The organism is Blattabacterium cuenoti (assembly GCF_014251995.1).
Taxonomy (GTDB): domain Bacteria; phylum Bacteroidota; class Bacteroidia; order Flavobacteriales; family Blattabacteriaceae; genus Blattabacterium; species Blattabacterium cuenoti_AE.
Map to the genome: position 1 here is coordinate 56,123 of NZ_CP059205.1, position 24,836 is coordinate 80,958.

The 24,836-nt window shown below is 24.5% G+C and carries 22 protein-coding genes; 12 read left to right on the top strand and 10 right to left on the bottom strand.

All coding sequences use genetic code 11. The features are described 5' to 3' along the window. Positions 1 to 16: 16 nt before the first annotated feature. Together H0H51_RS00220 and H0H51_RS00225 are read right to left on the bottom strand one after the other, a co-directional pair. Positions 17 to 682, bottom strand: coding sequence for an alpha/beta hydrolase (locus tag H0H51_RS00220; RefSeq protein WP_185876873.1), 666 nt, complete (start codon positions 680 to 682; stop codon positions 17 to 19). An 8-nt stretch (positions 683 to 690) separates the two neighbouring features. Then, entirely contained in the window at positions 691 to 1,368 is a 678-nt protein-coding gene (locus H0H51_RS00225) for an ABC transporter ATP-binding protein (RefSeq protein WP_185876874.1), read from the bottom strand. A gap of 151 nt (positions 1,369 to 1,519) precedes the next feature. Here H0H51_RS00225 and sucC point away from each other — a divergent pair, with 151 nt between their 5' ends. The 4 genes from sucC to H0H51_RS00245 all read left to right on the top strand — a co-directional run bounded on the left by sucC (position 1,520) and on the right by H0H51_RS00245 (position 7,208). Beyond that, complete coding sequence (gene sucC / locus H0H51_RS00230) at positions 1,520 to 2,740, top strand: ADP-forming succinate--CoA ligase subunit beta (RefSeq protein ID WP_185876875.1); 1,221 nt, start codon at positions 1,520 to 1,522, stop codon at positions 2,738 to 2,740. Positions 2,741 to 2,755: 15 nt separating this feature from the next. Next, entirely contained in the window at positions 2,756 to 4,303 is a 1,548-nt protein-coding gene (locus tag H0H51_RS00235; protein ID WP_185876876.1) for a hypothetical protein, read from the top strand. A 124-nt stretch (positions 4,304 to 4,427) separates the two neighbouring features. Beyond that, positions 4,428 to 6,566, top strand: coding sequence for an ATP-dependent Clp protease ATP-binding subunit (locus tag H0H51_RS00240; RefSeq protein ID WP_185876877.1), 2,139 nt, complete (start codon positions 4,428 to 4,430; stop codon positions 6,564 to 6,566). A gap of 3 nt (positions 6,567 to 6,569) precedes the next feature. Beyond that, complete coding sequence (locus H0H51_RS00245) at positions 6,570 to 7,208, top strand: endonuclease III domain-containing protein (protein ID WP_185876878.1); 639 nt, start codon at positions 6,570 to 6,572, stop codon at positions 7,206 to 7,208. Between the two features lie 10 nt (positions 7,209 to 7,218). Here the strand turns inward: H0H51_RS00245 and H0H51_RS00250 are convergent, their stop codons facing one another. Genes H0H51_RS00250 through H0H51_RS00270 form a run of 5 tightly spaced genes read right to left on the bottom strand, consistent with a single transcriptional unit; the run spans position 7,219 to position 11,628 of the window. Continuing rightward, the gene (locus H0H51_RS00250; RefSeq protein ID WP_185876879.1) at positions 7,219 to 7,569 is read right to left on the bottom strand and encodes a DUF3127 domain-containing protein; all 351 of its coding nucleotides are present in this window, start codon (positions 7,567 to 7,569) and stop codon (positions 7,219 to 7,221) included. A 9-nt stretch (positions 7,570 to 7,578) separates the two neighbouring features. Then, positions 7,579 to 8,520 carry an SPFH domain-containing protein gene (locus tag H0H51_RS00255; RefSeq protein ID WP_185876880.1) on the bottom strand — a complete coding sequence of 314 codons (942 nt, stop codon included), beginning with the start codon at positions 8,518 to 8,520 and terminating at the stop codon, positions 7,579 to 7,581. A gap of 15 nt (positions 8,521 to 8,535) precedes the next feature. Beyond that, on the bottom strand, positions 8,536 to 8,850 hold the full coding sequence (locus tag H0H51_RS00260) for an iron-sulfur cluster assembly protein (RefSeq protein ID WP_185876881.1): 315 nt from the start codon (positions 8,848 to 8,850) through the stop codon (positions 8,536 to 8,538). Then, entirely contained in the window at positions 8,847 to 10,241 is a 1,395-nt protein-coding gene (locus H0H51_RS00265; RefSeq protein ID WP_317168664.1) for a M16 family metallopeptidase, read from the bottom strand. Before H0H51_RS00265 ends, H0H51_RS00260 begins: the two co-directional genes overlap by 4 nt. Positions 10,242 to 10,293: 52 nt before the next feature. Continuing rightward, positions 10,294 to 11,628, bottom strand: a complete 1,335-nt coding sequence (locus H0H51_RS00270) for a M16 family metallopeptidase (RefSeq protein ID WP_185876883.1) — start codon at positions 11,626 to 11,628, stop codon at positions 10,294 to 10,296. A gap of 148 nt (positions 11,629 to 11,776) precedes the next feature. Between H0H51_RS00270 and H0H51_RS00275 the strand changes: the two genes are divergently transcribed. The 6 genes from H0H51_RS00275 to H0H51_RS00300 all read left to right on the top strand — a co-directional run bounded on the left by H0H51_RS00275 (position 11,777) and on the right by H0H51_RS00300 (position 19,979). Continuing rightward, positions 11,777 to 13,084, top strand: a complete 1,308-nt coding sequence (locus H0H51_RS00275) for a c-type cytochrome (protein WP_185876884.1) — start codon at positions 11,777 to 11,779, stop codon at positions 13,082 to 13,084. A 76-nt stretch (positions 13,085 to 13,160) separates the two neighbouring features. Next, on the top strand, positions 13,161 to 16,175 hold the full coding sequence (locus H0H51_RS00280) for a 4Fe-4S dicluster domain-containing protein (RefSeq protein WP_185876885.1): 3,015 nt from the start codon (positions 13,161 to 13,163) through the stop codon (positions 16,173 to 16,175). A 21-nt stretch (positions 16,176 to 16,196) separates the two neighbouring features. Then, positions 16,197 to 17,579, top strand: coding sequence for an NrfD/PsrC family molybdoenzyme membrane anchor subunit (nrfD, locus tag H0H51_RS00285; protein ID WP_185876886.1), 1,383 nt, complete (start codon positions 16,197 to 16,199; stop codon positions 17,577 to 17,579). 1 nt (position 17,580) lies between these two features. Then, a complete protein-coding gene (locus H0H51_RS00290) occupies positions 17,581 to 18,111 on the top strand; it encodes a DUF3341 domain-containing protein (RefSeq protein WP_185876887.1) in 531 nt (176 codons plus the stop codon). A 42-nt stretch (positions 18,112 to 18,153) separates the two neighbouring features. Next, positions 18,154 to 18,774, top strand: coding sequence for a c-type cytochrome (locus H0H51_RS00295; RefSeq protein ID WP_185876888.1), 621 nt, complete (start codon positions 18,154 to 18,156; stop codon positions 18,772 to 18,774). 8 nt (positions 18,775 to 18,782) lie between these two features. After that, on the top strand, positions 18,783 to 19,979 hold the full coding sequence (locus tag H0H51_RS00300) for a hypothetical protein (RefSeq protein ID WP_185876889.1): 1,197 nt from the start codon (positions 18,783 to 18,785) through the stop codon (positions 19,977 to 19,979). A 97-nt stretch (positions 19,980 to 20,076) separates the two neighbouring features. Here the strand turns inward: H0H51_RS00300 and H0H51_RS00305 are convergent, their stop codons facing one another. The 3 genes from H0H51_RS00305 to tsaB all read right to left on the bottom strand — a co-directional run bounded on the left by H0H51_RS00305 (position 20,077) and on the right by tsaB (position 23,288). Beyond that, positions 20,077 to 20,766, bottom strand: coding sequence for a potassium channel family protein (locus H0H51_RS00305; RefSeq protein ID WP_185876890.1), 690 nt, complete (start codon positions 20,764 to 20,766; stop codon positions 20,077 to 20,079). Between the two features lie 32 nt (positions 20,767 to 20,798). Then, complete coding sequence (locus H0H51_RS00310; protein WP_185876891.1) at positions 20,799 to 22,553, bottom strand: TrkH family potassium uptake protein; 1,755 nt, start codon at positions 22,551 to 22,553, stop codon at positions 20,799 to 20,801. 72 nt (positions 22,554 to 22,625) lie between these two features. Further along, positions 22,626 to 23,288 (bottom strand): tRNA (adenosine(37)-N6)-threonylcarbamoyltransferase complex dimerization subunit type 1 TsaB, encoded by a 663-nt coding sequence (tsaB, locus tag H0H51_RS00315; RefSeq protein ID WP_185876892.1) that lies wholly within the window; start codon positions 23,286 to 23,288, stop codon positions 22,626 to 22,628. A gap of 21 nt (positions 23,289 to 23,309) precedes the next feature. Here tsaB and nadE point away from each other — a divergent pair, with 21 nt between their 5' ends. Continuing rightward, positions 23,310 to 24,086 carry an NAD(+) synthase gene (gene nadE, locus H0H51_RS00320; protein WP_185876893.1) on the top strand — a complete coding sequence of 259 codons (777 nt, stop codon included), beginning with the start codon at positions 23,310 to 23,312 and terminating at the stop codon, positions 24,084 to 24,086. Positions 24,087 to 24,263: 177 nt separating this feature from the next. Then, positions 24,264 to 24,836, top strand: coding sequence for a GTP cyclohydrolase I FolE (gene folE, locus H0H51_RS00325; RefSeq protein WP_185876894.1), 573 nt, complete (start codon positions 24,264 to 24,266; stop codon positions 24,834 to 24,836).

The following is a 24,836-nucleotide window of genomic DNA, read 5'->3' on the forward strand; positions in this document are numbered from 1 at the left end:
ATTTTTTTTGTTAGAATTAATATATTTTTTTATTAATCCAATTTATAATATCTTGGTAATTCGTACTATTTAAAGTATGCCCAGATTCATATTCTTTATATTCTACAATAATTTTATTTTCTTTAAGAAATTTTAATCCTTTTTTTATCCAATTTACAGGAATTATTGTATCATACTTTCCATGAGATATGAAAAATTCTAAATTTGAATAATGATTGGAATTCATTTTTTCTGGTAAAAGTTTTTTTTCTAAATATCCACTTAGAGAAATAATTTTTTTTATTTTATCAGGATGTTTAAATGCAATAGAATAGCTTAAAATAGCTCCTTGACTAAATCCACATATCCAAACTTGATCTTCTTTTAATTGATATTCTTTAATTGCTTCATTTATAAAAAAAGATATCTTATCAATAGTTTTTTTTGCCTGTGAAATATTAATAAATTTTTTTTCATTAGAAAAATCAATGTCATACCAAGAATATTCCTCTTTTCCAAGAGGATAAATTCCTTGAATACTAATTATAAAAAAATTTTTAGGAAGATCCTTTTTGAAAAAAAAAAGATCTTTTTCATTACTTCTATAGCCATGAATCATTAAAAAAAGAATATTTTCATTATTACTACTAATTTCATCAGTATTTGTAATATGTTTGATAGAAAGTTGATTTTTTAAAAACATAAAATATTTTATTTTTTTATTTTATAGACTTTTCCATTTTTTATTTTCAATTTTATATTAGCCATATTTGCTAATTGTAAATTATGAGTAACAATTAAAAAAGTCTTTTTTAATTCCTTATTTAAAAGAACAAACAAATTATGCAACTTATCAGCGTTTTTTTTATCTAAATTTCCAGAAGGTTCATCTGCAAAAATAACCTTAGGATTATTAATTAAAGATCTTGCTACAGATAATCTCTGTTGTTGACCACCAGATAACTCTTCTGGTTTTGAATTTTTATATTTAGAAATATTTAATTTTTTCAATAAAAATTCTGCTTTTTTTACGACATACTTTTTATTATTATTCCTAATAAAACCTGGTAAACATACATTTTCTAATGCAGTAAATTCAGGAAGGAGATTGGGTGTTTGAAAAATAAAACCTATTGTTTGATTTCTTAAAATAGAAAGATTTCTATCTGAAAGTGATAATATTTCTTTTCCATCAATTTTTAATATTGTTTTTATTTTTTTTTTTATAGTAGGTTTTTCTAAAGTTCCTAATATTTGTAAAAGAGTACTTTTTCCCGATCCAGATTCCCCTAAAATGCAAACTATATTTCCTTTTTTTATGAAAAGATTAACTCCTTTAATAATTTCATCCTTCCCAAAGGATTTATAAATATTTTCAGCTTGAATCATTACCTTTGCAAACTTAATATTCTGAGTTTTTCAATTATTTATTTTTTTCTGATAAATTAACACAACATCAAAATTTAAATTAAATAAAAATTCCAAAAATAAATGAATTTTAGTATAAAAGTATAAATTTATACTTAATAAATTATTTTCAATGAATTTACACGAATACCAAGGTAGAGAAATATTGAACTCTTTTTCAATTTCAGTTCCATATGGAATACTTTCTTCTTCTCCAGAAGAGGCTGTAGAAGCAGCAAAAATTATTTTTCAAAAAACTGGAAAAAAATCTTTGATAATAAAAGCTCAAATACATGCAGGTGGACGTGGTAAATCTGGTGGTATTCAATCTGCAAAAAGTTTAGATGAAGTTTATGAAAAATCAAAAAATATACTAGGAAAATTTTTAGTAACTCCACAAACCTCAAAAAAAGGAGAATTAGTTAAAAAAATTTTGTTATCAGAAGATATTTATTTTTACGAAAAAAATCCAGTTGAGTATTATTTATCAATATTTGTTAATCGAGATATAGAAAAAAATATCATTCTTTATTCTAAAGAAGGAGGAGTTAATATAGAAGATATTTCAAAAAATAGTCCAGAAAAAGTATACACAGAAAAAATAGATCCAATATTAGGATTACAATTATTTCAAACTAGAAAAATTGCTTTTAATTTGGGAATAGATAATAATTCATTAAAAAATTTTAGTTCTTTTTTAATTTCCGTTTATTCAGCTTATAAAAATTGTGATGCTTTATTATTTGAAATAAATCCTTTAATAAAAACATTTGACAATAAAATAATTCCTGTAGACATAAAGGTTGTATTGGACGATAATTCGTTGTTCCGTCAGAAAAAATATTTCATTAATAATATTAATAATAATCAAGAACAAAAAGGTTTATCTCTTGAAAAAGAAGCTAATGAAGCTAATTTAAACTTTCTAAAATTAGAAGGAAATGTAGGATGTATGGTAAATGGTGCAGGATTAGCTATGGCTACTATGGATATGATTAAATTTTGTGGGGGAGATCCAGCAAATTTCCTAGATATAGGAGGATCTGCTGATAAAAAACGTGTAGAAAAAGCTTTTTCCATTCTTTTAAAAGATAAATATGTTAAAATAATATTGGTTAATATATTTGGAGGAATAGTCCGTTGTGATACAGTAGCAAAAGGAATTATTAATTCATATTATAAAATTAATAAGGACAATATTAAAAATATTCCGGTAATTATTCGTTTACAAGGAACAAATGAAAAAACAGCGAAAAAAATTCTTCAGGAAAGCCTACTTCCTATTTATTTTACTGAGACTTTAGAAGATGCTTCTAATAAAATTAAAGACCTTTTGAAGGTAGTAAAAAGATAATATGGATATTTATTTATGAAAAAATTTTTTTATGAAAAAATTGCTTTATCTAATAAATATAAACCAATTAAATGGAATGAATTAATAGGACAAGAAAAAATTTCTATTTCTTTAAAAAATGCAATAGAAAATAATTTGTTATCTCAAGTTATTCTTTTTCTAGGACCAAAAGGGGTAGGGAAAAATGTGTGTGCACATATTTTAGCAAATGAATTAAATTCTTTTTATGATGAAAAAAAAGATTTTTCTTCTAACATATTTGAAATTAATGGAGTATTTAATTTTTCTTTAAAATGGATTTATAAAATAATTAATCAATCTAGATTACTTCCAAAAAATGGAAAATATAATATATTTATTATTAATAATCTACAAAATTTCAATCAAGAAATTTTGAATTTATTTTTCCATTTTATAGAAGAAAAAAATCCACATATATTATTTATTTTTTGTGTAGTAGAAGAAAAAATAGTTCCAGAATTTATTCTTCCATATTGTCAAATTTTTGAGTTTGAAAATATTTCTGTAAAAAAAATTTTTTTTCATCTAAAAATGATTTCGGAAAAGGAAAACATAAAAATAGAAAATGAATCTTTATTAATTCTTTCTCAACAAGCTAAAGGATCACTCAAAAAAGGAATTAATCTATTTGATAAACTAATATCAATTAATGGAAAAGAAATATCCAAAGAGTTTATAATAAATAAACTAAATATTTTTAATATAAAATACTATTTTGAAATAGTAAATCATATTTTAAATGAAAATATTAGCAAAATATTAATTCTATTAAATAAAATATTACATCAAAAGAATAATTATTCAAATTTTTTATTTGGATTAACTAAACATTTTAGAGATTTATTTTTATCTAAAAATTATGAAACAATTTCTATTTTAAAATTTAAAAAAGAAATAATCCAATCTTATATTAATCAGTCTAAAAAAATTCCCTTATTTTTTTTAATTCATGCTTTAAATGTTTGTCATCATTTAGAAAACGAATACAGGTTTTATAAAGAAAATTTTAGATTAACAATAGAAATAAACTTAATTCAATTATCATATTTCTTTTCTATTAATAAAAAACAAAATAATCCTAATAATAAAACTAGGAAAATAGAAGAAATAAATCAAGAAAAAAAATTTAGCACTGTTCAAGAAAATGAAAAAATTCATTTTTTGAAAAAAAATTGGATCAAGTTTATTCAAGAATTTTCAGAAAATATGAACACTGAAAAAATAAGTTCTATTTATTTAGATTTCCTAAAAAAGGAAACACAATTTCAAATTATAAAAAATGAAATATTAATAATAATTCCTTGCAAATTAAATGATAAAATTTTTTTTTTAATTCAAAAAAATTTTGAGAAATTTTTTCAGAAAAAACTAAATAATCCAAATTTTGGATTTAAAATCATAAAGAAAAATATTAAAGAATCCCAAATAGAAAAATATAATTTTTTGTATCAGAAAAATAAATTAATAGAGACATTAATAAAGCGATTAGATTTAAAAATACCTTTTTCCGGTCATAATAATAATGATAATTATTATAATTAACTCAACTATTTATATATTCATAATATTATGTTTTTATGAGTTGTGTTAAAATTTTTATATGAAAACTTATATATTTTTCAATAAAATTCACAAGATTTTTTATCTTTTTTATAAATTTTAATTTATGATTCATTATTACTCATCAAACAGTAGAAAAAAATTCTTTTCGTTTTCTGCTTATTCAGCAGATGAAGATATCGAAAATGATAATAGTTCTTCTACTTCTTCTTACGGACCTGGATCTTCTGAAGGTAGTGGAACTAGTTCTGGTGGTGGATACTATGGAGGAACTTCAATAAGAAGCAAAACTCCTATTTTAGATAATTTTGGAAGAGATTTAAATGCTATAGCAATGGAAGGGAAGTTAGATCCTTTAGTCGGAAGGGATAAAGAAGTAGAACGAGTTTCTCAAATTTTGAGTAGAAGAAAAAAAAATAATCCTTTATTAGTAGGAGAACCAGGAGTTGGAAAATCAGCTATTGCTGAAGGACTTGCTCTTCGTATTGTTCAAAAAAAAGTTTCTAGGGCTTTGTATAATAAAAGAGTAATTGTATTAGATTTAGCAAGCTTAGTTGCCGGAACTAAATATAGAGGACAATTCGAAGAAAGAATGAAAGCAATTATAAACGAATCAGAAAAAAATACTGGATTAATACTTTTTATAGACGAGATTCATACAATGATTGGAGCTGGAGGAACGACAGGGTCATTAGATGCTTCTAACATATTCAAACCTGCTTTAGCAAGAGGATATATTCAATGTATTGGGGCTACTACACTTAATGAGTATCGACAATATATAGAGAAAGACGGAGCTTTAGAAAGAAGATTTCAAAAAATTATAGTACATCCCTCTTCTGAAGAAGAAACTATAGAAATTTTGAAAGAAATAAAAGGAAAATATGAGAATCATCATAATGTTCTTTACACAGAAGAAGCTATAAAGGCTTGTGTAAACCTTACTGTACGATATATTGTAGATCGATATTTACCAGACAAAGCTATTGATGCTTTAGATGAAGCAGGATCTCGTGTACACATAAAAAACATAAAAGTTCCTCAAGAAATAATAATTTTAGAAAAAGAATTAGAAAATGTACGTAAAGAAAAATCTAAAGTTGTAAAAAGTCAAAAGTATGAAGAAGCTGCACGTTTTCGTGATACAGAAAAACGTATAGAAAAACAATTAATAAAAGCTCAAAAAAACTGGGAAAAATCTTCTAAAGAAAATAAAGAAATTGTATCCGAAGAAAATATTGAAGAAGTAGTCTCCATGATGAGTGAAGTCCCAGTAAAAAGAATAGCTCAAGCTGAAATGAGGAAGTTAAATAAAATGGTAAATATACTAAAAGAAAAAATAATAGGACAAAATGAAGCAGTAGAAAAAATAGTAAAAGCAGTTCAAAGAAATAGAACTGGATTAAAAGATCCTAACTCTCCCATAGGTTCCTTTATTTTTTTAGGACAAACAGGAGTTGGAAAAACTTATTTAGCTAAAGTTTTTTCTAAAGAATTATTTGACTCAGAAGAGTCATTAGTTCGTATAGATATGAGTGAATATATGGAAAAATTTTCTGTTTCTAGATTAATAGGAGCTCCTCCAGGTTATGTAGGTTATGAAGAAGGAGGTCAATTAACAGAAATTATACGGCGTAAACCTTATTCTGTAATATTATTGGATGAAATTGAAAAAGCACATCATGAAGTATTTAATATATTATTGCAAATATTAGATTACGGAAGTATAACAGACAGTGTTGGAAGGAAAATAAATTTTAAAAATACTATAATTATCTTTACTTCAAATGCAGGAACACAACAACTAAAAGAATTTGGTAGAGGAATTGGATTTTACACTAAATCAAGAAAATCAAATGATTATGTTAAAAATATTCTTGAGCAATCTTTAAAAAAGACTTTTTCTCCGGAATTTTTAAATAGAATAGACGACGTTATCATTTTTAACTCTTTAACACGAAAAGATATTTCTAAAATAACTTCTATAGAATTAGAAAAAATAATAATCCATGTATCTAATTTAGGATATCAATTAAATTTGTATCCTGAAGTACAGAAATTTGTTCAAGAAAAAGGATTCGATCATGAATATGGAGCTCGTCCTTTAAAAAAGGTAATAGAAAAATTTATTAAGAATCCTATATCAGAATGCATAATAAATGAAAAATTAAAAAAAGGTGATATAATCTCATTAAGAATGAACAAAGAAAACAATAAAGTGGAAACATTTATTCATAATAAATAATAAATGAGTTTTTTTTTAATAAAAAGAAAAATAATTGAATCTATACTAGATTCTTTATACCCAAATCCAATCAGTACCTTATATTACACCAATGAATATACTTTATTAATAGCCATAATACTTACCGCGAGAAGTAAAGAAAAAACGGTAAATAGAACAACAAAATATTTATTTAAAATAATAAACCATCCTAAGGATATTTTTAAAATATCTGTTGATAGATTAAAAAATATTATAAAAAATATAGGTCTCCATAATAAAAAATCGAAAAATATTTATGACTTATCTATCATTTTAATAAATAAGTATAATTGTATAATTCCTAAAGATTTCTCAAAGTTAAAATATTTACCTGGAGTAGGGAGAAAGACAGCATCTGTTTTTTTATCTTTTGTATCAAAAAAACCTGTATTTCCTATAGATACTCATATTCGTAGAATGATGATTCGTTGGAAATTAAGTGATGGAAAAAATGTAGAAAAAACGGAAAAAGATGCAAAAAAAATTTTCAATAAAAAAAATTGGAAAAAATTACATCTCCAAATTATATCTTACGCAAAACGATATTCTCCTTCCAAAAATTGGAAGGTAAATGAAGATATAATCTACCAAAAATTATTAAAAAATAATTTGTTATCCTAATAAATTTAGATTAGAAAGGTAAATCATCAAAATCATCAGATGATAAAGATGAAGATACAGAAGATGTTTTTCTAGAAGAACTTGGTGAAGAAAAATCTTCTATTTTCCATCCTTGGATAGAATTAAAATATTTAATTAGTCCTTCAGGATTAGTCCACTCCCGCCCCCTAATATTTATAAAAACTTTTATTTTATCTTTTATATTTATATTTTCTAGTAAATCTACTTTGTCTTGAATAAATTCAATTAATATATTTTGAGGGTATGGCTCTTCAGTGGTAAGAACAATTTCCCTTTTTCTAAATCCACTATCAAATTTCTGAGATTTGAATATTTTTTTCACTCTTCCTATAATTTCCATGGAATTTTACTATTTATTTTTTTTGCTATTATTATTCTTTTTTTTAAGTGTTTCTCCAATTTGATTAGAAATGTTAAATGAAGTGATCATATTATTCAACATTTCACTAGCTGATCCCGGTGAATTAGGTAATAAAATTAAATTAGTATTACTTCCTTCTCCCATAGCTTGAAGAGTATCATAATGTTGTGTAACCACTATTAAAGCAGAAGCTTCTTGTGAATTTATTCCTACATTATTTAATACTTCAACAGATTCTAATATACCTCTAGCAATCTCTCTACGTTGATCAGCAGTTCCTATTCCTTGCAATTTTTTACTTTCAGCTTCCGCTTTTGCCTTAGCAACAATTTTGATCCTTTCAGCTTCTGCTTGATATTCAGCTGCTACTTTTTCTCTTTCAGCTGTATTAATACGATTCATTGCTTGTTTAACTTGTTCATCTGGATCAAGATCCGTTACTAATGCTTTTATAATGGAATATCCATAATTTAACATAGATCCTTTTAACTCTCCTTTTACTACAAGAGCAATATGATCTTTCCTTTCAAAAACATCATCTAAACGCATTTTAGGTACTTCTGCCCTAACAACATCAAAAATATAAGAGGTAATTTGAGCATGGGAATTATCTAACTTATAAAAAGCTTCATAAACTTTATCTTTAATTACTTTAAATTGAACCGATATTTTAACCTTTACAAAAACGTTATCTTTGGTTTTTGTATCCACTAAAATATCTAATTGTTGAATTTTCAAAGTTAGTTTTCCTACTATACTATCTAAAATTGGAATCTTGAAATTTAATCCAGCATAACGAATGCTATGAAATTTTCCCATTCTTTCAATAATCACAGCAGTTTCTTGATTAACTATAAAAACAAAACTGGAAAGAAGAGATAAAACTAAAAGAATTAATATCCCATAAAACAATAAACTAAAAATATTCATACTTTAAAAAATTTATTATAATAAACCTAGTTCCAAACGAGCTTCTTCACTCATAAATTCTCTACTCCAAGGAGGATCAAATGTTAAAATCACATCTACATTTTTTATTTCTTTTAAGGATTTTACTTTATTTTTTATTTCTAAAGGTAAACTATCTACTACTGGACAATTCGGTGTGGTTAAAGTCATAACTATTTTAACTTCTTTTTCACTAGAAATTTGAATATCATAAATAAGTCCCAATTCATAAATATCTACCGGAATTTCTGGATCATATATATTTTTCAATACGGAAATAATCTTTTCCTCTAAAGAAAATTTTTCATTCATTTTTCATCTTTTAAAAACGATCCAAATTGATCAAAATAACGAATAGGATATCCTAATTCTTTTATTTTAGGTAGTATATCATCAGCTTTTCCAATAATTATAATTCTACCATTTCTAATAGAAAAAAATTTTTTACATGACTGATATACATCTTCTACAGATACAGATTGTATCTTATTTAAATAATCTTTATAAAATCCATTTGGTAAATTATTTTTCAATTCACATATAAAAAGATCACCAATCCTACTTGGATCTTCTAAATCAAGAATAAATTGTCCAATTATCTCATTTTTTTTAATATTTAATTCGTCATAAGAAACTTTATGATTCTTTATTTCTACAATTTCTTTCAAAATATCTCTAATAGCTTTTTCTGTAACGTTATTTCTAACTTGAGTATAAACTGAAAAATATCCAATATTTTTGTCATGTTTTAAAACGGAATAAGCCCCATATGTATATGCTTTTCTTTCTCTAAGATTTAAAAATAATCGACTTTGAGCTCCACCACCTAATATTCCATTTGCTATAACAGAAGAAAAATATATCGGATCATTTTTCCTTAAACAAACAGGTCCTCCAAAACAAATAGTAGATTGCGTTAAAGATGGAACGTCCACTATATCAATTTCTGTTTCAGTAGGAACAACAAATTCTTTCTTAATTGGTGGAGTATCAAAACTATCAGAAATGTCTGATTTTTTTTCCCATTTAGAAAAATATAAATCACACAATTTTTTTGCTTCTTTTTTGGAAATATCACCTACAAATGAAAGATAAAACATATTTGGAACATAATATTTATTGTACAATTTTTTTAAATCATTAAGAGTTATGTTTTTTATTGTATCATATGTTTCATACTCACCATAAGGATGATCCTTTCCAAAATATAGAACATTTCTTACTCTTTGTAAAATAGCACTAGGATCCTTTTCCGAAAGATCAATATCTACAATTCTTTGCTTAATTATTTTTTCTAATTCTTTGGAATTATCAAATTTGCTATTCATTAAAATATCACTTACTATAAAAATAGATTTATCTAAATTTTTTTTCAAAGTAGAAATAGATGTTTCAAAAAAAGAAGTATATAAACTAATTCCTAGATAATCAATTATTTCGTCTAATTTTTTCTTAGAATAATTTTTTGTTCCTGAACGTAACATTTGTCCAAAAACTTTCTTTATTCCAGCTTTATCCTTCTCTAAAAAAGGATCACAATCCAATTCCAGAGTAACTCTAACCAAAGGTAGTTTATGATTTTCTGAAACCAAAACTTTTAATCCATTTTTCATCTGAAAAAATTCAGGATTTTTAATATTTATAGAAATTTTTCTATTTAAAGATTTTGGCGGCTTATTACGATTAACATTGTCAGAAAACATAACTGTTGTTTGAAAAAAAATTATTATAGTAAAAATGATTTTTCTTAAAAATTTATTTTTTATCCGGAACATTGTATAAACGAACTCTATTATTTTTGTTTAAATATTTATTAGCAACTCTTTTTATATCATTTTCAGTTATTTCATAATATTTATTTATATCAGTATTAATTAAATTTGTATCCTTGAAATATAAATGATAATGAGATAAATTTTCTGCTATTCCACTCATGTAATAATTATCAGATAGAAATTTTTTTTCAAAAAAATTTCTTTGTTTCTCCAATTCATATTTTGTTATACCTTTTTCTTTTAGCATTTCAATTTCATGATCTATAGTTTTAGTTAGTTGATCTAAAGTAACTCCAGGATTAACAATTCCATATATAATGAATATTCCATAATCCTCCATTGTTTCAAAAAAAGAACCTGCATAAGAAGCTTCTTGTTTTAAAGTAACTACATTTTTCATAATACGAGAACTTTCTCCGGATGATAATACATGATCTATAATTTGTAATATATAAGAATCTTTATTTGTCATTTTAGGAACTCTATATGACAAAAATACTCCAGGAACTTCAGTATTTTTATCCACATGTGTATATAATATTTCTTTTTGGATAGGATCTTCTATTATTGTTTCCATTTCAAAATTTTTTTCCCCTTTTGGAATAGAAGAAAAATACTTTTTTACTAAACTCCTTGCTTCATCCATATCAAAATCTCCTGATATAACTAAAATAGCATTGTTTGGAACATAATATTTTTTATAAAAATTTTTATAATCTTCTTCTGTAGCTCTATCCAAATCTTCGTTAAAACCAATAATAGGGTTTTTATACGGATGTTTTTTGAATAATAAAGAAGGAATTATTTCTGAAATAGCTGTTACATACGGTTGATTATCTATTCGCATTTTCCTTTCTTCTTTAATTACTTCTCTTTGTATATTGATGCTTTCTTGATCCACTTTTGCATGGAGCATTCTCTCAGATTCTAACCACAAAGCTAATGGAAGTTTATCAGATGGTAAAACTTCATAATAACAAGTTTCATCATTATTTGTATAGGCATTATTTTTACCTCCATTGGAGGCTATATATTTAAAATATTCCCCCTTTTTGAGATTCTTAGACCCCTCGAACATAAGATGTTCAAAAAAATGTGCAAAACCGGATTTTCCTGGTTCTTCATTTTTACTTCCAACATGATATAAAACAGAAACTGAAACTAAAGGATTTGTGTTATCTTGATGAAAGATTACATGTAATCCATTAGAAAGTTCCTCTTCTAAAAATTTTATATTATACAACTCTTTAGAATTTAAATAATTAAACGTTAAAAATGAAAAAAAAACCAATAAAGAAAAATAAACCCTAAACATATAGGTCACAAAGTTAAAGATTAACAAATTAACACAAAGAAATTTACGAATTTTTTTATCTAAACAAAATGGAATTTTTCTCTTTTATTCTAATTTTGTTCTGTTAGAAAATCGTAATATCACAAAATTGCAAATTTTTTTATTTAATATGAAAAAAATTTTATTTTTTATTTCCATTTTTTACTGTTCTTTAATTTTTTCTATCAAATCTGAAAATATAAAAGGAGATGCAAATGTTGGAGCAGATCTTTTCAAAAAGAATTGCACAGCATGTCATTCTATGGAATTAGAAAAAAAAATGATAGGACCTGCTTTGTCTGGAATAACTAAAAAGAGAAGTCGTGAATGGTTACATAAATGGATTATAAATAATAAATCTTTACGAGAAAGCGGAGATAAAGATGCTATAGCTATTTACAAAGAATATGGAAATATAGAAATGAATCTGTTTCCTAAATTATCAGAAAAACAAGTAGATGATATCTTATTTTTTATTCAAAATCCAAAAATAGAAAAAAATAAAAATAATCACAATAAAAAAAATGAAAATGAAATAACAGAAGAAAAACAATTAAAAAAATTTTTAATTAAACTAATTATTTTTTGTTTTGTTATTTTATCTTTGATATTACTTTGGATATTATATAGAATCCAAATTTTAACTTCTTTATTAAGTGAAACTAAAAGTCCAGTTTTTAAGAAACGAGATTTTGCAATATTTTTTTTGTACAAGAAAATTCTAAAAAATAAAAAAATAAGATGGAGGTTGCTATTTTATTTCGTAAGTTTTTTACTATTTCTAACAGTTTATGGAACTTGGAATTTTTTAATGAAAATAGATGTAAATAAAGGATATAAACCTAAGCAGCCTATTCATTTTTCCCATAAAATTCATTCTGACATTAATAAAATCGATTGTCAATACTGTCATTCTTCCGCAAAATATAGCAAAGTATCTGGAATTCCATCAGCAAATGTTTGCATGAATTGCCATATCACCATTGATAAATATCAAGGAGATTATTTGGAAGAAGGAAAAAGTAGAGATGAATATGATAAGGAAATAAAAAAAATTTATCATGTTGTAGGGTGGGATCCAGAAAATAGAAAATATTCGGGAAATACTCATCCAGTTCAATGGATTAGAATACATAATATGCCAGATTTTGTCTATTTTGATCATTCTCAACACATCGTTTCAGGAGAAAAAATGATAAAAAAGTTTAAAAAAGTTGATTTAGTTTGTAAGGCTTGCCATGGAGATGTTCAAAAAATGGATCAGGTAGAAATGTCTAATGATTTTACCATGGAATGGTGTATTTCTTGTCATCGAAATGTAGAAATTGATACTAATAATCAATACTATAAAAATTATTTTTCAAATAACATAAAAAAAGAGAAAAAAATAACCGTTGATATGGTTGGAGGAACAGAATGCGCTAAATGCCATTATTAAAAATGAAATAAAATAAACTTAACTAAGAACTAGAACTAAGACATAAGACAAGTGCTTATCTTATATTAAAATTATTATGAAATCAAATAAAAAGTTTATTAAAAAAAGTAATATAATTAAAGATCTTTTTAAAGAAAAAACTTCTAGAAGAGATTTTCTAAAATGGATAGGATTTAGTACAGCGTCAGTAACCTTAGCAGCTTGCAAAGGTCCAGTTATTCAATCTATTCCTTACGTGGTTAAACCAGAGTCTATAAATCTTGGTATTCCAAATTATTATGCGTCTACTATGATTGATTCTTTCGATATAGGAAATGTTTTAGTAAAAACAAGAGAAGGTCGTCCTATAAAAATAGAACCTAATCCTACCTCAAAATTTTTTAATACGACCTCAGTTAGAATACAATCTTCTTTATTATCTCTCTACGATGAAGAAAGATTAAGGTATCCTTTTTTAAAAGGTAAGAGAACTTTTTGGAAAAAAATAGACGATTATATTATCAGACATTTAAAAAATTCTTCTAACAAAAATAAAAAAATTATTTTTCTATCTTCCTCTTTCCCAAGTTTTTCTACTAAAAAATTAATCCAAAATTTTAAAAAAACTTATCCCAGTACTAAGTGGATTGTTTATGATGCCATATCATACTCTGGGGCATTAAATGCATCTGAAAAAATATTTGGAGTACGGGCATTTCCTTTTTTTAATCTAAAAAAATCTAAACTAATAATATCTTTTGATGCTGATTTTTTAGGAGACTGGAGTCCAGAAAACATGAGCAAATATTATATTTCAAATAAAAATCCTGGAAAATTAATGATGAAACATATCCAGATAGAAAGTAATATGAGTATTTCTGGAGCAAATGCTGATATTAGAATTTCTAAAAAACCTTCTGAAATTAAAAGAATGTTATTTGAACTTTATCAAAAAATTCTTTTCGAAAAGGAACCTAAAGATAAAAATGTTAAAAAAATAGCTTCTTTAATTAAAGAAGTAGGTTCTAAAAGTGTAATTCTTGCAGATGGAGATCAAGAATCTTATGAATTTTCTTTTCTAATTAATCAAAAAATTAATAGCCATTCTTTTCAAAAAGAAAGATATATTTTATCAAAAGAAAGCAATGATCAAGAATTAAAAGGATTTTTAAAAGATTTAGAAAAAGGAAATATAGAATGTTTATTTTTCCATAATACTAATCCCATATATAGTTTTCCATTATCCATTTTAAAAAAAATAAAAAAATTCATAAAAACAGTTCCATTGACAGTTTCATTTTCTATGAGTAAAGATGATACTAGTCAAATGGTGGATGTGTTAATTCCTACTCCTCATTGGTTAGAATCTTGGGGAGATACAAATCCAATTACTAATGTTTTTACATTAATTCAACCTTCTATTCAAAAAATTTTTGACACAAGACAATTACAAGATTCTTTAATTATTTGGGGGAAAATGAAATATAATAATTATTACAATTTTTTGAAAAATACTTGGGAAAAAAATATTCTTCCTAAATCTAATATTTCTTCTTTCAATGAAGCGTTATTTCATGGATTTGTAGAAATAAAAAAAAAAGAATCTATTTCTACTAATAAAAATCATTTAAATATTTTTAAAAAAACATATGAAATACAAAAAGATATTAATGACATTAATATATCAACTAATCGAAATCAAAGAAAAGTCAAAAATAATTTTGAGTTAAGATTATATACAAAATTAGGTATAGGTGATGGATTTCAATATAATAATCCTTGGTTACAAGAATTTCCAGATCCTATAACACGAACAACTTGGGATAATTATTTGACTATGTCATATTTTGACGCAAATAAAATGGATTTAAAAAACTGGAATACAGGAGATGGATCTCTAAATGGAAACTGTGTTAATTTAATCAGAAAAAATAAAATTTTAATTCAGGATATTCCTGTATTAATCCAACCTGGACAAGCCATAGGCTCTATAGGATTAGCTTTTGGTTATGGGCAAAAAATAGGAAAACTATCTTCCTTATGTAATGGGAAAAATGCTTATAGGATATACGAAAAATTTTGCATAATACAAAAAAATATAGAATTAAAAAAAGTTGATAAAACTCATAAATTTGCTTGTGTTCAATTACAAAATACAACTGTAGATAGAAACATTGTTAAAGAAACAGATTTAAATATTTTCTTAAATAAACCTAAAGAAGTATGGAATGAAGATGAAAAAATTTCCACTTATAAAGGAAAAATTTCTCTAAAAGAAATATCTTCTATTTGGAATCAAAATCAAAGCAAAAAAGAAGAAAATAAAAAAAGTGGACATCATTTTAATTTGTCCATAGATTTAAATGCATGTATTGGATGCGGATCTTGTGTAATAGCATGCCATTCAGAAAACAACGTTCCTGTTGTTGGAAAAGAAGAAGTTAGAAAATTTAGAGACATGCATTGGATTCGTATAGATAGATATTATTCAAATAATGAAAATCAAAAAAAACTCAATGATACTAATAATAGTAATAACAATGAGGAAGATTTATTAAATAATAATGTAAAAGTTTCTTTTCAACCTATTATGTGTCAACATTGTGAGTATGCTCCCTGTGAAACAGTATGTCCAGTAGGTGCTACTGTTCATGGAAAACAAGGTCAAAATATGATGGCGTATAATAGATGTGTTGGAACTCGATATTGTGCAAATAATTGTCCCTATAAAGTAAGACGTTTTAATTGGTTTGATTACGCTAACAACAAAAAATTTGATTTCAATATGAACAATTCTTTAGGAAAAATGGTTTTAAATCCAGATGTAGTTGTTAGAACTAGGGGAGTTATGGAAAAATGTTCTTTATGTATTCAAAGAACACAATATGTGATTGGAACAGCGAAAAAAGAAAATAGAACAATAGAAGACAAAGAATTTGAAACAGCTTGTAGTATTTCTTGTCCTACAAAAGCTATTACTTTTGGAGATATCAATGATAAAAATAGCCTTATTTATAAAAAAATAAAGAATCCAAGATCTTATAAGCTTCTTGATTTTATAGGAATACAACCTAATGTATCTTATCAAGTAAAAATAAGAAACAAAAAATAATAAAAATGAAATAGAAAAATTATGTCAAATCACTATGAATCTCCTATTAGAAATCCATTAATTTTAGGGAAAAAAACATTCAAAAATATTACTAATGATATATTAAAGCCCATCAAAAATAAAGCTGGAAACTTATGGTGGATTGCTTTATTCATTTCTGTTTTAGCTTTTCTATGGGGAATAATGTGTATATTTTATACAATAGGAACGGGAATTGGAGTATGGGGATTAAACAAAACAATAAACTGGGCTTGGGATATAACTAATTTTGTATGGTGGGTTGGTATTGGACATGCTGGAACTTTAATTTCCGCTGTTTTATTATTATTTCGTCAAAAATGGCGTTTATCTATCAATCGATCAGCAGAAGCAATGACTATTTTTGCAGTTATCCAAGCTGGATTGTTTCCTATTATTCACATGGGAAGACCATGGAATGCTCATTGGGTTTTACCAATTCCAAATCAATTTGGAACCTTGTGGCCCAATTTTAATTCTCCATTATTATGGGATGTTTTCGCAATTAGTACTTACTTTTCTGTTTCTACTGTTTTCTGGTTTATGGGATTAATTCCAGATTTTGCTATGATACGAGATAGAATATCGAATCCTTTTCAAAAAAAAATTTATAGCATTCTAAGTTTTGGATGGGGAGGAACTTCTAAAGAGTGGAAAAGATTTGAAGAAATATCTTTGATATTAGCTGGATTGTGTACTCCATTAGTTTTTTCTGTTCATACTATAGTTTCATTTGATTTTTCAACTTCTGTTATAAAAGGTTGGCATAGCACTATATTTCCCCCTTATTTTGTAGCAGGAGCCATATTCTCCGGTTTTGCAATGGTCCAAACTTTACTTGGCGTAGCAAGAAAAGTTCTTTCTTTAGAAAGTTATATAACTAGAAATCATATAGAATATATGAATATGATTATCCTATTAACAGGAGGTATTGTTTTTCTGGCTTATATTTCAGAATTTATTCTTGCTTGGTATTCAGGAAGCCCTTTTGAAAAATTTATTTATTTTTCTAAAGAAGCAGCAAAAGGACCATTTTGGTGGGCTTTTTGGGCTTTGATTATTTGTAATATTATTATCCCCCAATTTTTATGGATTAGATCTATACGGAGAAGTTTTTTTTGGTCATATGTAATAGCGATAATTATAAATATAGGGATGTGGTTTGAAAGATTTGACATTATTGTTTTAAATCTTAGCCATGACTATCTTCCTTCTTCTTGGACTGGATTCATTCCATCATTTGTAGATGTTGGAATATTTATAGGAACTATTGGATTATTTTTCATTCTTTATCTACTTTACATACGTACATTCCCAGTAATTTCACAATCGGAATTAAAAACGATATTAAAACCTAAAAAGGAAGATGAATTGAATAATAAATAATATGAATAATAATAAAGATATATGTTTACACGTTTTATATGATGATGATCGTATATTATTGAATGGTATTAAAATTATCCAATGTCATAATTTTTGTAGCATAAATGAAGTTTATTCCCCTTTTCCAATTCATAATTTGGATAAAATTCTTAAATTAAAGAAAACTAATTTATCTTTTTTATCTTTCGTATATGGATCATTTGGTTTTTGTCTTGCAAGTTTATTAACTTGGTACATTATGATTTTTGATTGGCCTCAAAATATTGGGGGAAAACCTTCTTTTTCTTGGATCAAGAACATTCCTTCTTTTATTCCTGTAATATTTGAAATATCTATTTTTTTCTCTGCACATCTTATGTGCATTAGTTACCTAATTCAATGCAAACTTTTTCCTGGATTTTCTCCAAAAAATCCAGATCCTAGGACAACCGATAATATGTTTCTAATAGAACTTTCCATTAAAAATAATTCTGAAAAATTGGTGAACTTATTAAAAGAAAATGGAGCAAAAGAAGTTATTATAAAAAAGTGAATTTGTTTAATATTTAACTATTAATTTTTATAGTGAATAATTATGAAAATTTCATACAGAATTATAATTAGTATCATCTTATTAAAGATGATGTTTTTATTAGAATCTTGTTGGTTTGATAAAGAAAAGACGAACACAGTTTATATGCCGGATATGTATTATTCCGATGCATATGAACCCTATTCAGATCCTTATTTTTACTACAATAAAAAAATAAAAAAAATTAAAATACCGTTTTTTATAAACGGAAAAACTTCTTCACTTTTACCAGTAAAAGGAACTATTAATAGAAACAATTCTTATGATCCAATTTCTGATGAAATTGAAAATAAAGGATTTGATCATTCTAAAAAAGTCATAAAATATTTCATTTATAAAAACAAAGAAAAAAAAGAAGAGTACTTGAAAAAAGGAAAAAAACTATATAACATTAATTGTTCTATATGTCATGGTAATAACGGAGATGGACAAGGTCAATTAGTAAAAAATGAAAAAATTTTAGGTATTCCTGATTATAAAGATAGAGATCTTACTATTGGTAGTGTTTATTATGTAATTACATATGGAAAAAATAATATGAATTCTTATTCTTCTCAATTAAATAAAATTGATAGATGGAAAATAGCAGAATATGTTATGTATCTAAAAAATAATAAAAGATAAATACAAATATGAAATATCAATTTACAATAATTAAAAAAATCATCATTCTTATAATGATAATAGGTGTTATTTTTATTTTTTTGGATAAATTAGAAAAAAATAATCTTTTCATAGGATTATATGTTCCTATTTTTTATTTCACTTCTATTTCTTTAGGTTCATTACTATTTTTAGGAATACAAAATGTATCAAAATCGGGATGGTCTATTATTATTTATCCTGTTATGGAAAAAATAACTTCTTTTCTCCCATATGGATTTTTCATGATATTTATAATTTTATTATTAAATTCAATGGGTTTTATCCATATGTTTCATTGGATGGATTATAATCTGTATGATATAAACTCCAATAAATATGATAATATTATTGCAAATAAAAAATTATTTTTAAATATTCCTTTTTTCTTGATAAGAAGTGTTGTTTATACATTAGGATGTATTTTTTTTTATTCAAAAATAAAAAAACTTTCTTGTAAATTAGACAAAACTTCATCTTTAAGTGATTATAAAAAATTATACTCCATATCTGTCATTTTTATCATATTTTTTTCCTTTATTTCTACATTTATAGCTTGGGATTGGATTATGTCTTTAAATCCACATTGGTTTAGTACTCTGTTTGGATGGTACGTTTTAAGTAGTTACTTAGTAACAGGAATAGGACTTATTACAATAATATCTATTTATTTAAATAAAACGGGAATATTTCCATTGTTCAGAAAAGATCATTTACATGATTTAAGCAAATATTTATTTTCTAGTAGTTTATTATGGACATATTTTTGGTTTTCACAATTTTTACTTTATTGGTATGGAAATGTTCCAGAAGAAATTTACTATTTCTTAAAAAGGGAAGAAATATATAATTCTATACATTTTTGGATTTTAATACCAAATTTTATTATTCCTTTTTTTGGATTAATAAAAAGTAAAAATAAATCTAATCCTATAATTGTAGGCACAGTTTCTTTTGTTTTGCTTATTGGACATTATATTAATACATATTACTTAATAGTTCCAGAAATTTATCAAGAAAGAAAAATAAATTTTGGAATTTCTGATTTAGGATCCCTATTATTAGTAGGAGGAATTTTTATATATGTTTTATTTTATAATTTATTTTTTAATAACAAAAAATTAAAACATCATGTAGGAAATCCTTTCTTTAAAGAAAGCAAAAAATATAAATACCCTTATATGTGAAAATTATTATAATAATTAATATATAATGGATTAAAATTCCTATTTTATTTACATTTTTATATATAATAAAAAAGTTGAATATTATTAATCATTTTTTTCAGTTATTTTTATCTTTCAAAAAGTTCATTATAGACTTATTAGATCCAAAAAGAGTTAATATATCTCCTTTTTTTAAAATAGTATCTCCTGTAACCAATCCAATAACTTTTCTTGTGGAATTTCCTTTTGAGGACATAGGATTTTTTAAATCTCGTATCACGGTAATTAAAGAAACAGAGTATTTTTGTGTTAATTTCAAACTTTTAACAGATTTTCCATTAAAAGAAAATGGAGAAAAAACTTCTGCTATAGAATGCTTGTTGTCTACTCTAAAATAATCTAAAGCATAATTGAAGGATATTTGTTTAGTTAACCTAAAAGCTGCATCCTGTTCCGGATGTATAACATCGTTAATTCCCATTGCTTCTAATATCGTGTCATGTATCTTTGACAAAGATCTACTAACTATTCTAAGATTTTTATACTTTTTAAGTATAGCTGTAGTTACTATTGATGATCCCTCATTTTCTCCAATAGCTACAATTCCTAAATCTGCTTGTTGAATGGGTAATACTTTATAAGCAGATTCATTATTTGCATCCATACATACCACATTTGCTATATGATCTTTTAATAAATCTACTTTTTCCATTTTTTGATCTATTCCAAATACTTCATGTCCATTATCTGTTAGATTAATCGCTAGAGATCTTCCAAAATTTCCTAAACCAATAATTATAATCTTCATGTTACCTTACCTATATAAATATTATTACTTATTTAGTTAATAAGAATTTCCCCTTTGGGAAATCTGTAATAATAATGAGAACTAATTTTATTTTTTTTCAATAATCCAATCATTACATTGAATATACCTATTCTTCCTAATAACATTAAGAATATTAAAACCAATTTACTTCCATTAGACAAACTAGAAGTAATTCCCAAAGATAACCCTACTGTTGAAAAAGCAGAAAAAACTTCAAAAATAATAGATAAAATATTTTGTTTAGGATCTAAAAAAACAATCATCAAAACTCCAATATATATCACAATTAGTGATAACATAACAATTGAAAAAGCTAATCTAATAGACTCTGAAGAGATTTCTTTTTTTTGTATTTCCAATCTATTTTTTCCTCTAGATAAAGAAATAATATTCATTAAAGCTAACGCAAATGTACTTGTTTTAATTCCACCACCAGTAGAAGCTGGAGAAGCACCTATCCACATTAAAAAAATAGTAAAAAGAATAGTAACTGTAGTTAAATTATTTATGTTTATAACATGAAATCCAGCAGTTCTAGATGTTGCAGAAGAAAAAAATGAAGCTACCAATTTTCCATGAAAAGAAGAATGCTCCAAAAGAGCAAAATTATATTCATTAATGTAATAAAAAATAGTTCCAAATAAAAGTAAATAAAAAGTTGTTATCACAACAACTTTTGTATTTAAAGTAACTATATTAGCTGGATAATGGAAATATTCGTCTCTAAAAATTTTATAAAAAAATTTTTTTATAGTTAACCATATATATGTAAAGAAATTAAATAAAATATTAAATCCTATTCCTCCTAATATCAAAATAAAAGAAACAATTATTTGTAATAAATAATTAAGTCTTACAGATTTAGAATATAATCCTTGACTCAAAGTAGAAAAACCACTGTTGCAAAAAGCAGATATAGAATGAAAAATGGAAAAAAATAATGGGCTATCGAATTCTATTATATTTTTATTTCTAACGGAAAAATATATTAATAATGCTCCTATAATCTCAACGGTTAAACTAAACATTACTACCCTCACTGCTAAACTCAAAACATTACTTGTTGTTTTAGTATTCAGAAAATTACTAACAAAAATAGCTTCTTTAAAAGAAAATCCATCTCTAAAAAAATAACTAAAAAAAGAAGTTATAGTTAAAATTCCTAATCCTCCAAGTTCAATTAAACTAAGTATAATAAGCTTTCCTAAATAAGTGAAATCTTTAGAAGTATCTAACACAACTAATCCAGTTACACATACCGCACTAGTAGAAGTGAATAGAGCGTCTATAAACGATATTTTTTTTACTGTAGATTCTGGAAGCATTAATAAAAATGATCCTAAAAAAGATAAAAAGATAAAACTAATAATAAATATAAAAGCTGGATTATTTATTTTCATGTATACCATTCGCATAAAATATGTAATACGAACAAGTAAGTATAAAATTAAACTAATTAATAAAGATATTTTTATATCATTCGTAATTTTTCCATTGTTATAAAAAAATATTTTTCCAATAGAAAAAAAAATAAAAATCATTAATATAAAAAAAGAAAGAAAAATCATAGATTTATAATCATTTTTTATATTCTTTTTTCTCCTAAGAAGAATAAAGAGGTGTAAAATACTTAAAATAAGTACTATTCCTAGCATAATTTCACTACTAAAAAATCTAAAATTTTTCCATCCTAAAGATATAATTATATAAAAAAATATAATTGGTGTAAAAATTCCTAAAATATTTTGGATTCTGATTTGAATCATGACTTTATAAAATTTTTTAAAGTATTATTATCACATTTTCTTATTAGCTTACTTTTTATTTTTTTTAATTTTTTATAAGTAGAAAGGAATAAATTTTTCAATATTATTGAATTCATTATTACAGAATTTTAAATAAGAAATAAATGACATATCCATAGCAGATGGATTAATTTTAATAAAAAATCTTTTTTTAGAAAAAATTCTTTTTTTATCAGAAAAAAGTATATTCTTAAAAATATCAACATCTCCTATAAAATATACTTTTTCATTTTTTGTAAAATCTGTAAAAAAACTATCATTAACTTTTTTTACACATATAGAACTTAATCTTTTTTTTGATTCATTAAATAATGAAGTATAAAATAAATCAGATTTTGCATATATTATTGGAATTAAAAATCCTTTTTCTATATTCACCTTATAATTATAAGTCATAATAGTTAAAGAATCTAAAGATAATAAAGGAATTCCTAAAGTGTAACATAATCCTTTAGCCGATGATGATCCTATTCTCAAAGAAGTATAAGATCCCGGTCCTTTACTTATACAAATAGATTTTAAATCTTTAAGGTTTATTTTAGAAATTTCTGCGGCATATTCTATAAATGTATGCAATTTTTCTGAATGATTATATTGTTTATAACATTCCTCTAAAAGAGTAATACATATTCCATTTTCAGCAAAACTCACTGAACAATTTTTAGTAGAAGTTTCTAAATTTAAAATTAAAGACATATAAATTTTATTTTTTATTTTATGAAAACAAAAAAGGTAATAAAATATATTGTTTGCTGGTTAAAAAAATATATTCATAGATCTCAATCAAATGGATTTGTAATTGGAATATCCGGAGGAATAGATTCTTCTGTAACCTCTCTATTAGTTTCTATGACAAAATTTCCTACTCTAATTTTAGAGATGCCTATTTTAGAAAAAACAAAAAATTTTTTATCCATAAAACATGCAAAATTTTTAACTGAAAAATTTTCAAACGTTTCTTATTTAAAGAAAAATTTATCTACCTTATTTAATTCTTTTTGTGATATAGTGAATAAAAAAAATATAAAATCTTCTTTAGAGCTGGCAAATGTCCAATCCCGTCTTAGAATGTTAACTTTATATTATTACGCTAATACAAAAAATTATCTTGTTGTTGGAACCGGAAATAAAGTGGAGGATTTTGGTGTAGGATTTTTTACAAAATATGGAGATGGAGGAGTAGATTTACACCCCATAGCTGATTTAAATAAAAGTGAAGTTCGTTTTCTTGCAAAAGAATTAAACATTTTAGATGAAATACAAAAATCCAAACCAACAGATGGTCTTTGGGAAGATGAACGACTAGATGAGGATCAATTAGGAATTAGTTATGAGGAATTGGAGTGGGCCATGAAAATAGAAAAGAAAAAAAATAAAAATATTTATAAAGAAAAAGAATATGAAATTTTTAAAAAATACAAAATATTAAATCAAAAAAATAAACATAAAATAAAATCTATTCCTATATGTAAAATTCCTCATTTTTTTAGATAAAGATCATAGTTTAAATAAAGTTTGATAATATCTTTCTCATAAATACAGAATCCTTTTTGTAAATTTGTTGATTTATGTATCAATATTATTTTGCCTTAAAAAATATGGATATAAAAGGAAAAAAAGAAAAAATTTCAAATAATTCTTATAATAATTATTCGCATAAAAATATTTTTTATGAATGATGAAGAAAAAATTGAAAAAATAGAAAATCATTTTTTTCAAATTATGAAAATATTGGGTTTAGATATGAATGACGACAGTTTACGTCAAACTCCAAAAAGAGTAGCAAAAATGTTTATTCAAGAAATATTTAGTGGACTTAATCTAAAAAATATTCCTAGATCTTCTATTTTCGAAAATAAATATAAGTATAACCAAATGTTGATAGAAAAAAATATTACAGTTTATTCTACCTGTGAACATCATTTTCTTCCTATTGTGGGAAAAGCTCATGTTGGTTATATTTCTAATGGAAAAGTTGTGGGACTTTCTAAAATTAATAGAATTGTAAATTTTTATGCAAAAAGACCTCAAGTTCAAGAACGTTTGACTATACAAATTGTAAATTATTTGAAAAAAATGTTGGAAACAAAAGATGTAGCCTGTGTTATAAAAGCGAAACATTTATGTGTGAATTCTCGTGGAATTCAAGATACGGAGAGTAGTACTATAACAACTGAATTCTTAGGATCTTTCAAAAAGGATATAGAAATTCGAAAAGAATTTCTTCGTCATATTGGAATTTAA

What these genes read in the sequence shown, in the direction of transcription:
- H0H51_RS00240 (WP_185876877.1), top strand. Translation starts at nt 4,428, where the DNA reads ATGATTCATTATTACTCATCAAACAGTAGAAAAAAATTCTTTTCGTTT.
- H0H51_RS00260 (WP_185876881.1), bottom strand. Translation starts at nt 8,850, where the DNA reads ATGAATGAAAAATTTTCTTTAGAGGAAAAGATTATTTCCGTATTGAAA.
- tsaB (WP_185876892.1), bottom strand. Translation starts at nt 23,288, where the DNA reads ATGTCTTTAATTTTAAATTTAGAAACTTCTACTAAAAATTGTTCAGTG.
- H0H51_RS00265 (WP_317168664.1), bottom strand. Translation starts at nt 10,241, where the DNA reads ATGTTTTCTGACAATGTTAATCGTAATAAGCCGCCAAAATCTTTAAAT.
- nrfD (WP_185876886.1), top strand. Translation starts at nt 16,197, where the DNA reads ATGTCAAATCACTATGAATCTCCTATTAGAAATCCATTAATTTTAGGG.
- H0H51_RS00305 (WP_185876890.1), bottom strand. Translation starts at nt 20,766, where the DNA reads ATGAAGATTATAATTATTGGTTTAGGAAATTTTGGAAGATCTCTAGCG.
- nadE (WP_185876893.1), top strand. Translation starts at nt 23,310, where the DNA reads ATGAAAACAAAAAAGGTAATAAAATATATTGTTTGCTGGTTAAAAAAA.
- H0H51_RS00225 (WP_185876874.1), bottom strand. Translation starts at nt 1,368, where the DNA reads ATGATTCAAGCTGAAAATATTTATAAATCCTTTGGGAAGGATGAAATT.
- sucC (WP_185876875.1), top strand. Translation starts at nt 1,520, where the DNA reads ATGAATTTACACGAATACCAAGGTAGAGAAATATTGAACTCTTTTTCA.
- H0H51_RS00280 (WP_185876885.1), top strand. Translation starts at nt 13,161, where the DNA reads ATGAAATCAAATAAAAAGTTTATTAAAAAAAGTAATATAATTAAAGAT.
- H0H51_RS00255 (WP_185876880.1), bottom strand. Translation starts at nt 8,520, where the DNA reads ATGAATATTTTTAGTTTATTGTTTTATGGGATATTAATTCTTTTAGTT.
- H0H51_RS00275 (WP_185876884.1), top strand. Translation starts at nt 11,777, where the DNA reads ATGAAAAAAATTTTATTTTTTATTTCCATTTTTTACTGTTCTTTAATT.
- H0H51_RS00270 (WP_185876883.1), bottom strand. Translation starts at nt 11,628, where the DNA reads ATGTTTAGGGTTTATTTTTCTTTATTGGTTTTTTTTTCATTTTTAACG.
- H0H51_RS00250 (WP_185876879.1), bottom strand. Translation starts at nt 7,569, where the DNA reads ATGGAAATTATAGGAAGAGTGAAAAAAATATTCAAATCTCAGAAATTT.
- folE (WP_185876894.1), top strand. Translation starts at nt 24,264, where the DNA reads ATGAATGATGAAGAAAAAATTGAAAAAATAGAAAATCATTTTTTTCAA.
- H0H51_RS00300 (WP_185876889.1), top strand. Translation starts at nt 18,783, where the DNA reads ATGAAATATCAATTTACAATAATTAAAAAAATCATCATTCTTATAATG.
- H0H51_RS00290 (WP_185876887.1), top strand. Translation starts at nt 17,581, where the DNA reads ATGAATAATAATAAAGATATATGTTTACACGTTTTATATGATGATGAT.
- H0H51_RS00295 (WP_185876888.1), top strand. Translation starts at nt 18,154, where the DNA reads ATGAAAATTTCATACAGAATTATAATTAGTATCATCTTATTAAAGATG.
- H0H51_RS00245 (WP_185876878.1), top strand. Translation starts at nt 6,570, where the DNA reads ATGAGTTTTTTTTTAATAAAAAGAAAAATAATTGAATCTATACTAGAT.
- H0H51_RS00220 (WP_185876873.1), bottom strand. Translation starts at nt 682, where the DNA reads ATGTTTTTAAAAAATCAACTTTCTATCAAACATATTACAAATACTGAT.
- H0H51_RS00235 (WP_185876876.1), top strand. Translation starts at nt 2,756, where the DNA reads ATGAAAAAATTTTTTTATGAAAAAATTGCTTTATCTAATAAATATAAA.
- H0H51_RS00310 (WP_185876891.1), bottom strand. Translation starts at nt 22,553, where the DNA reads ATGATTCAAATCAGAATCCAAAATATTTTAGGAATTTTTACACCAATT.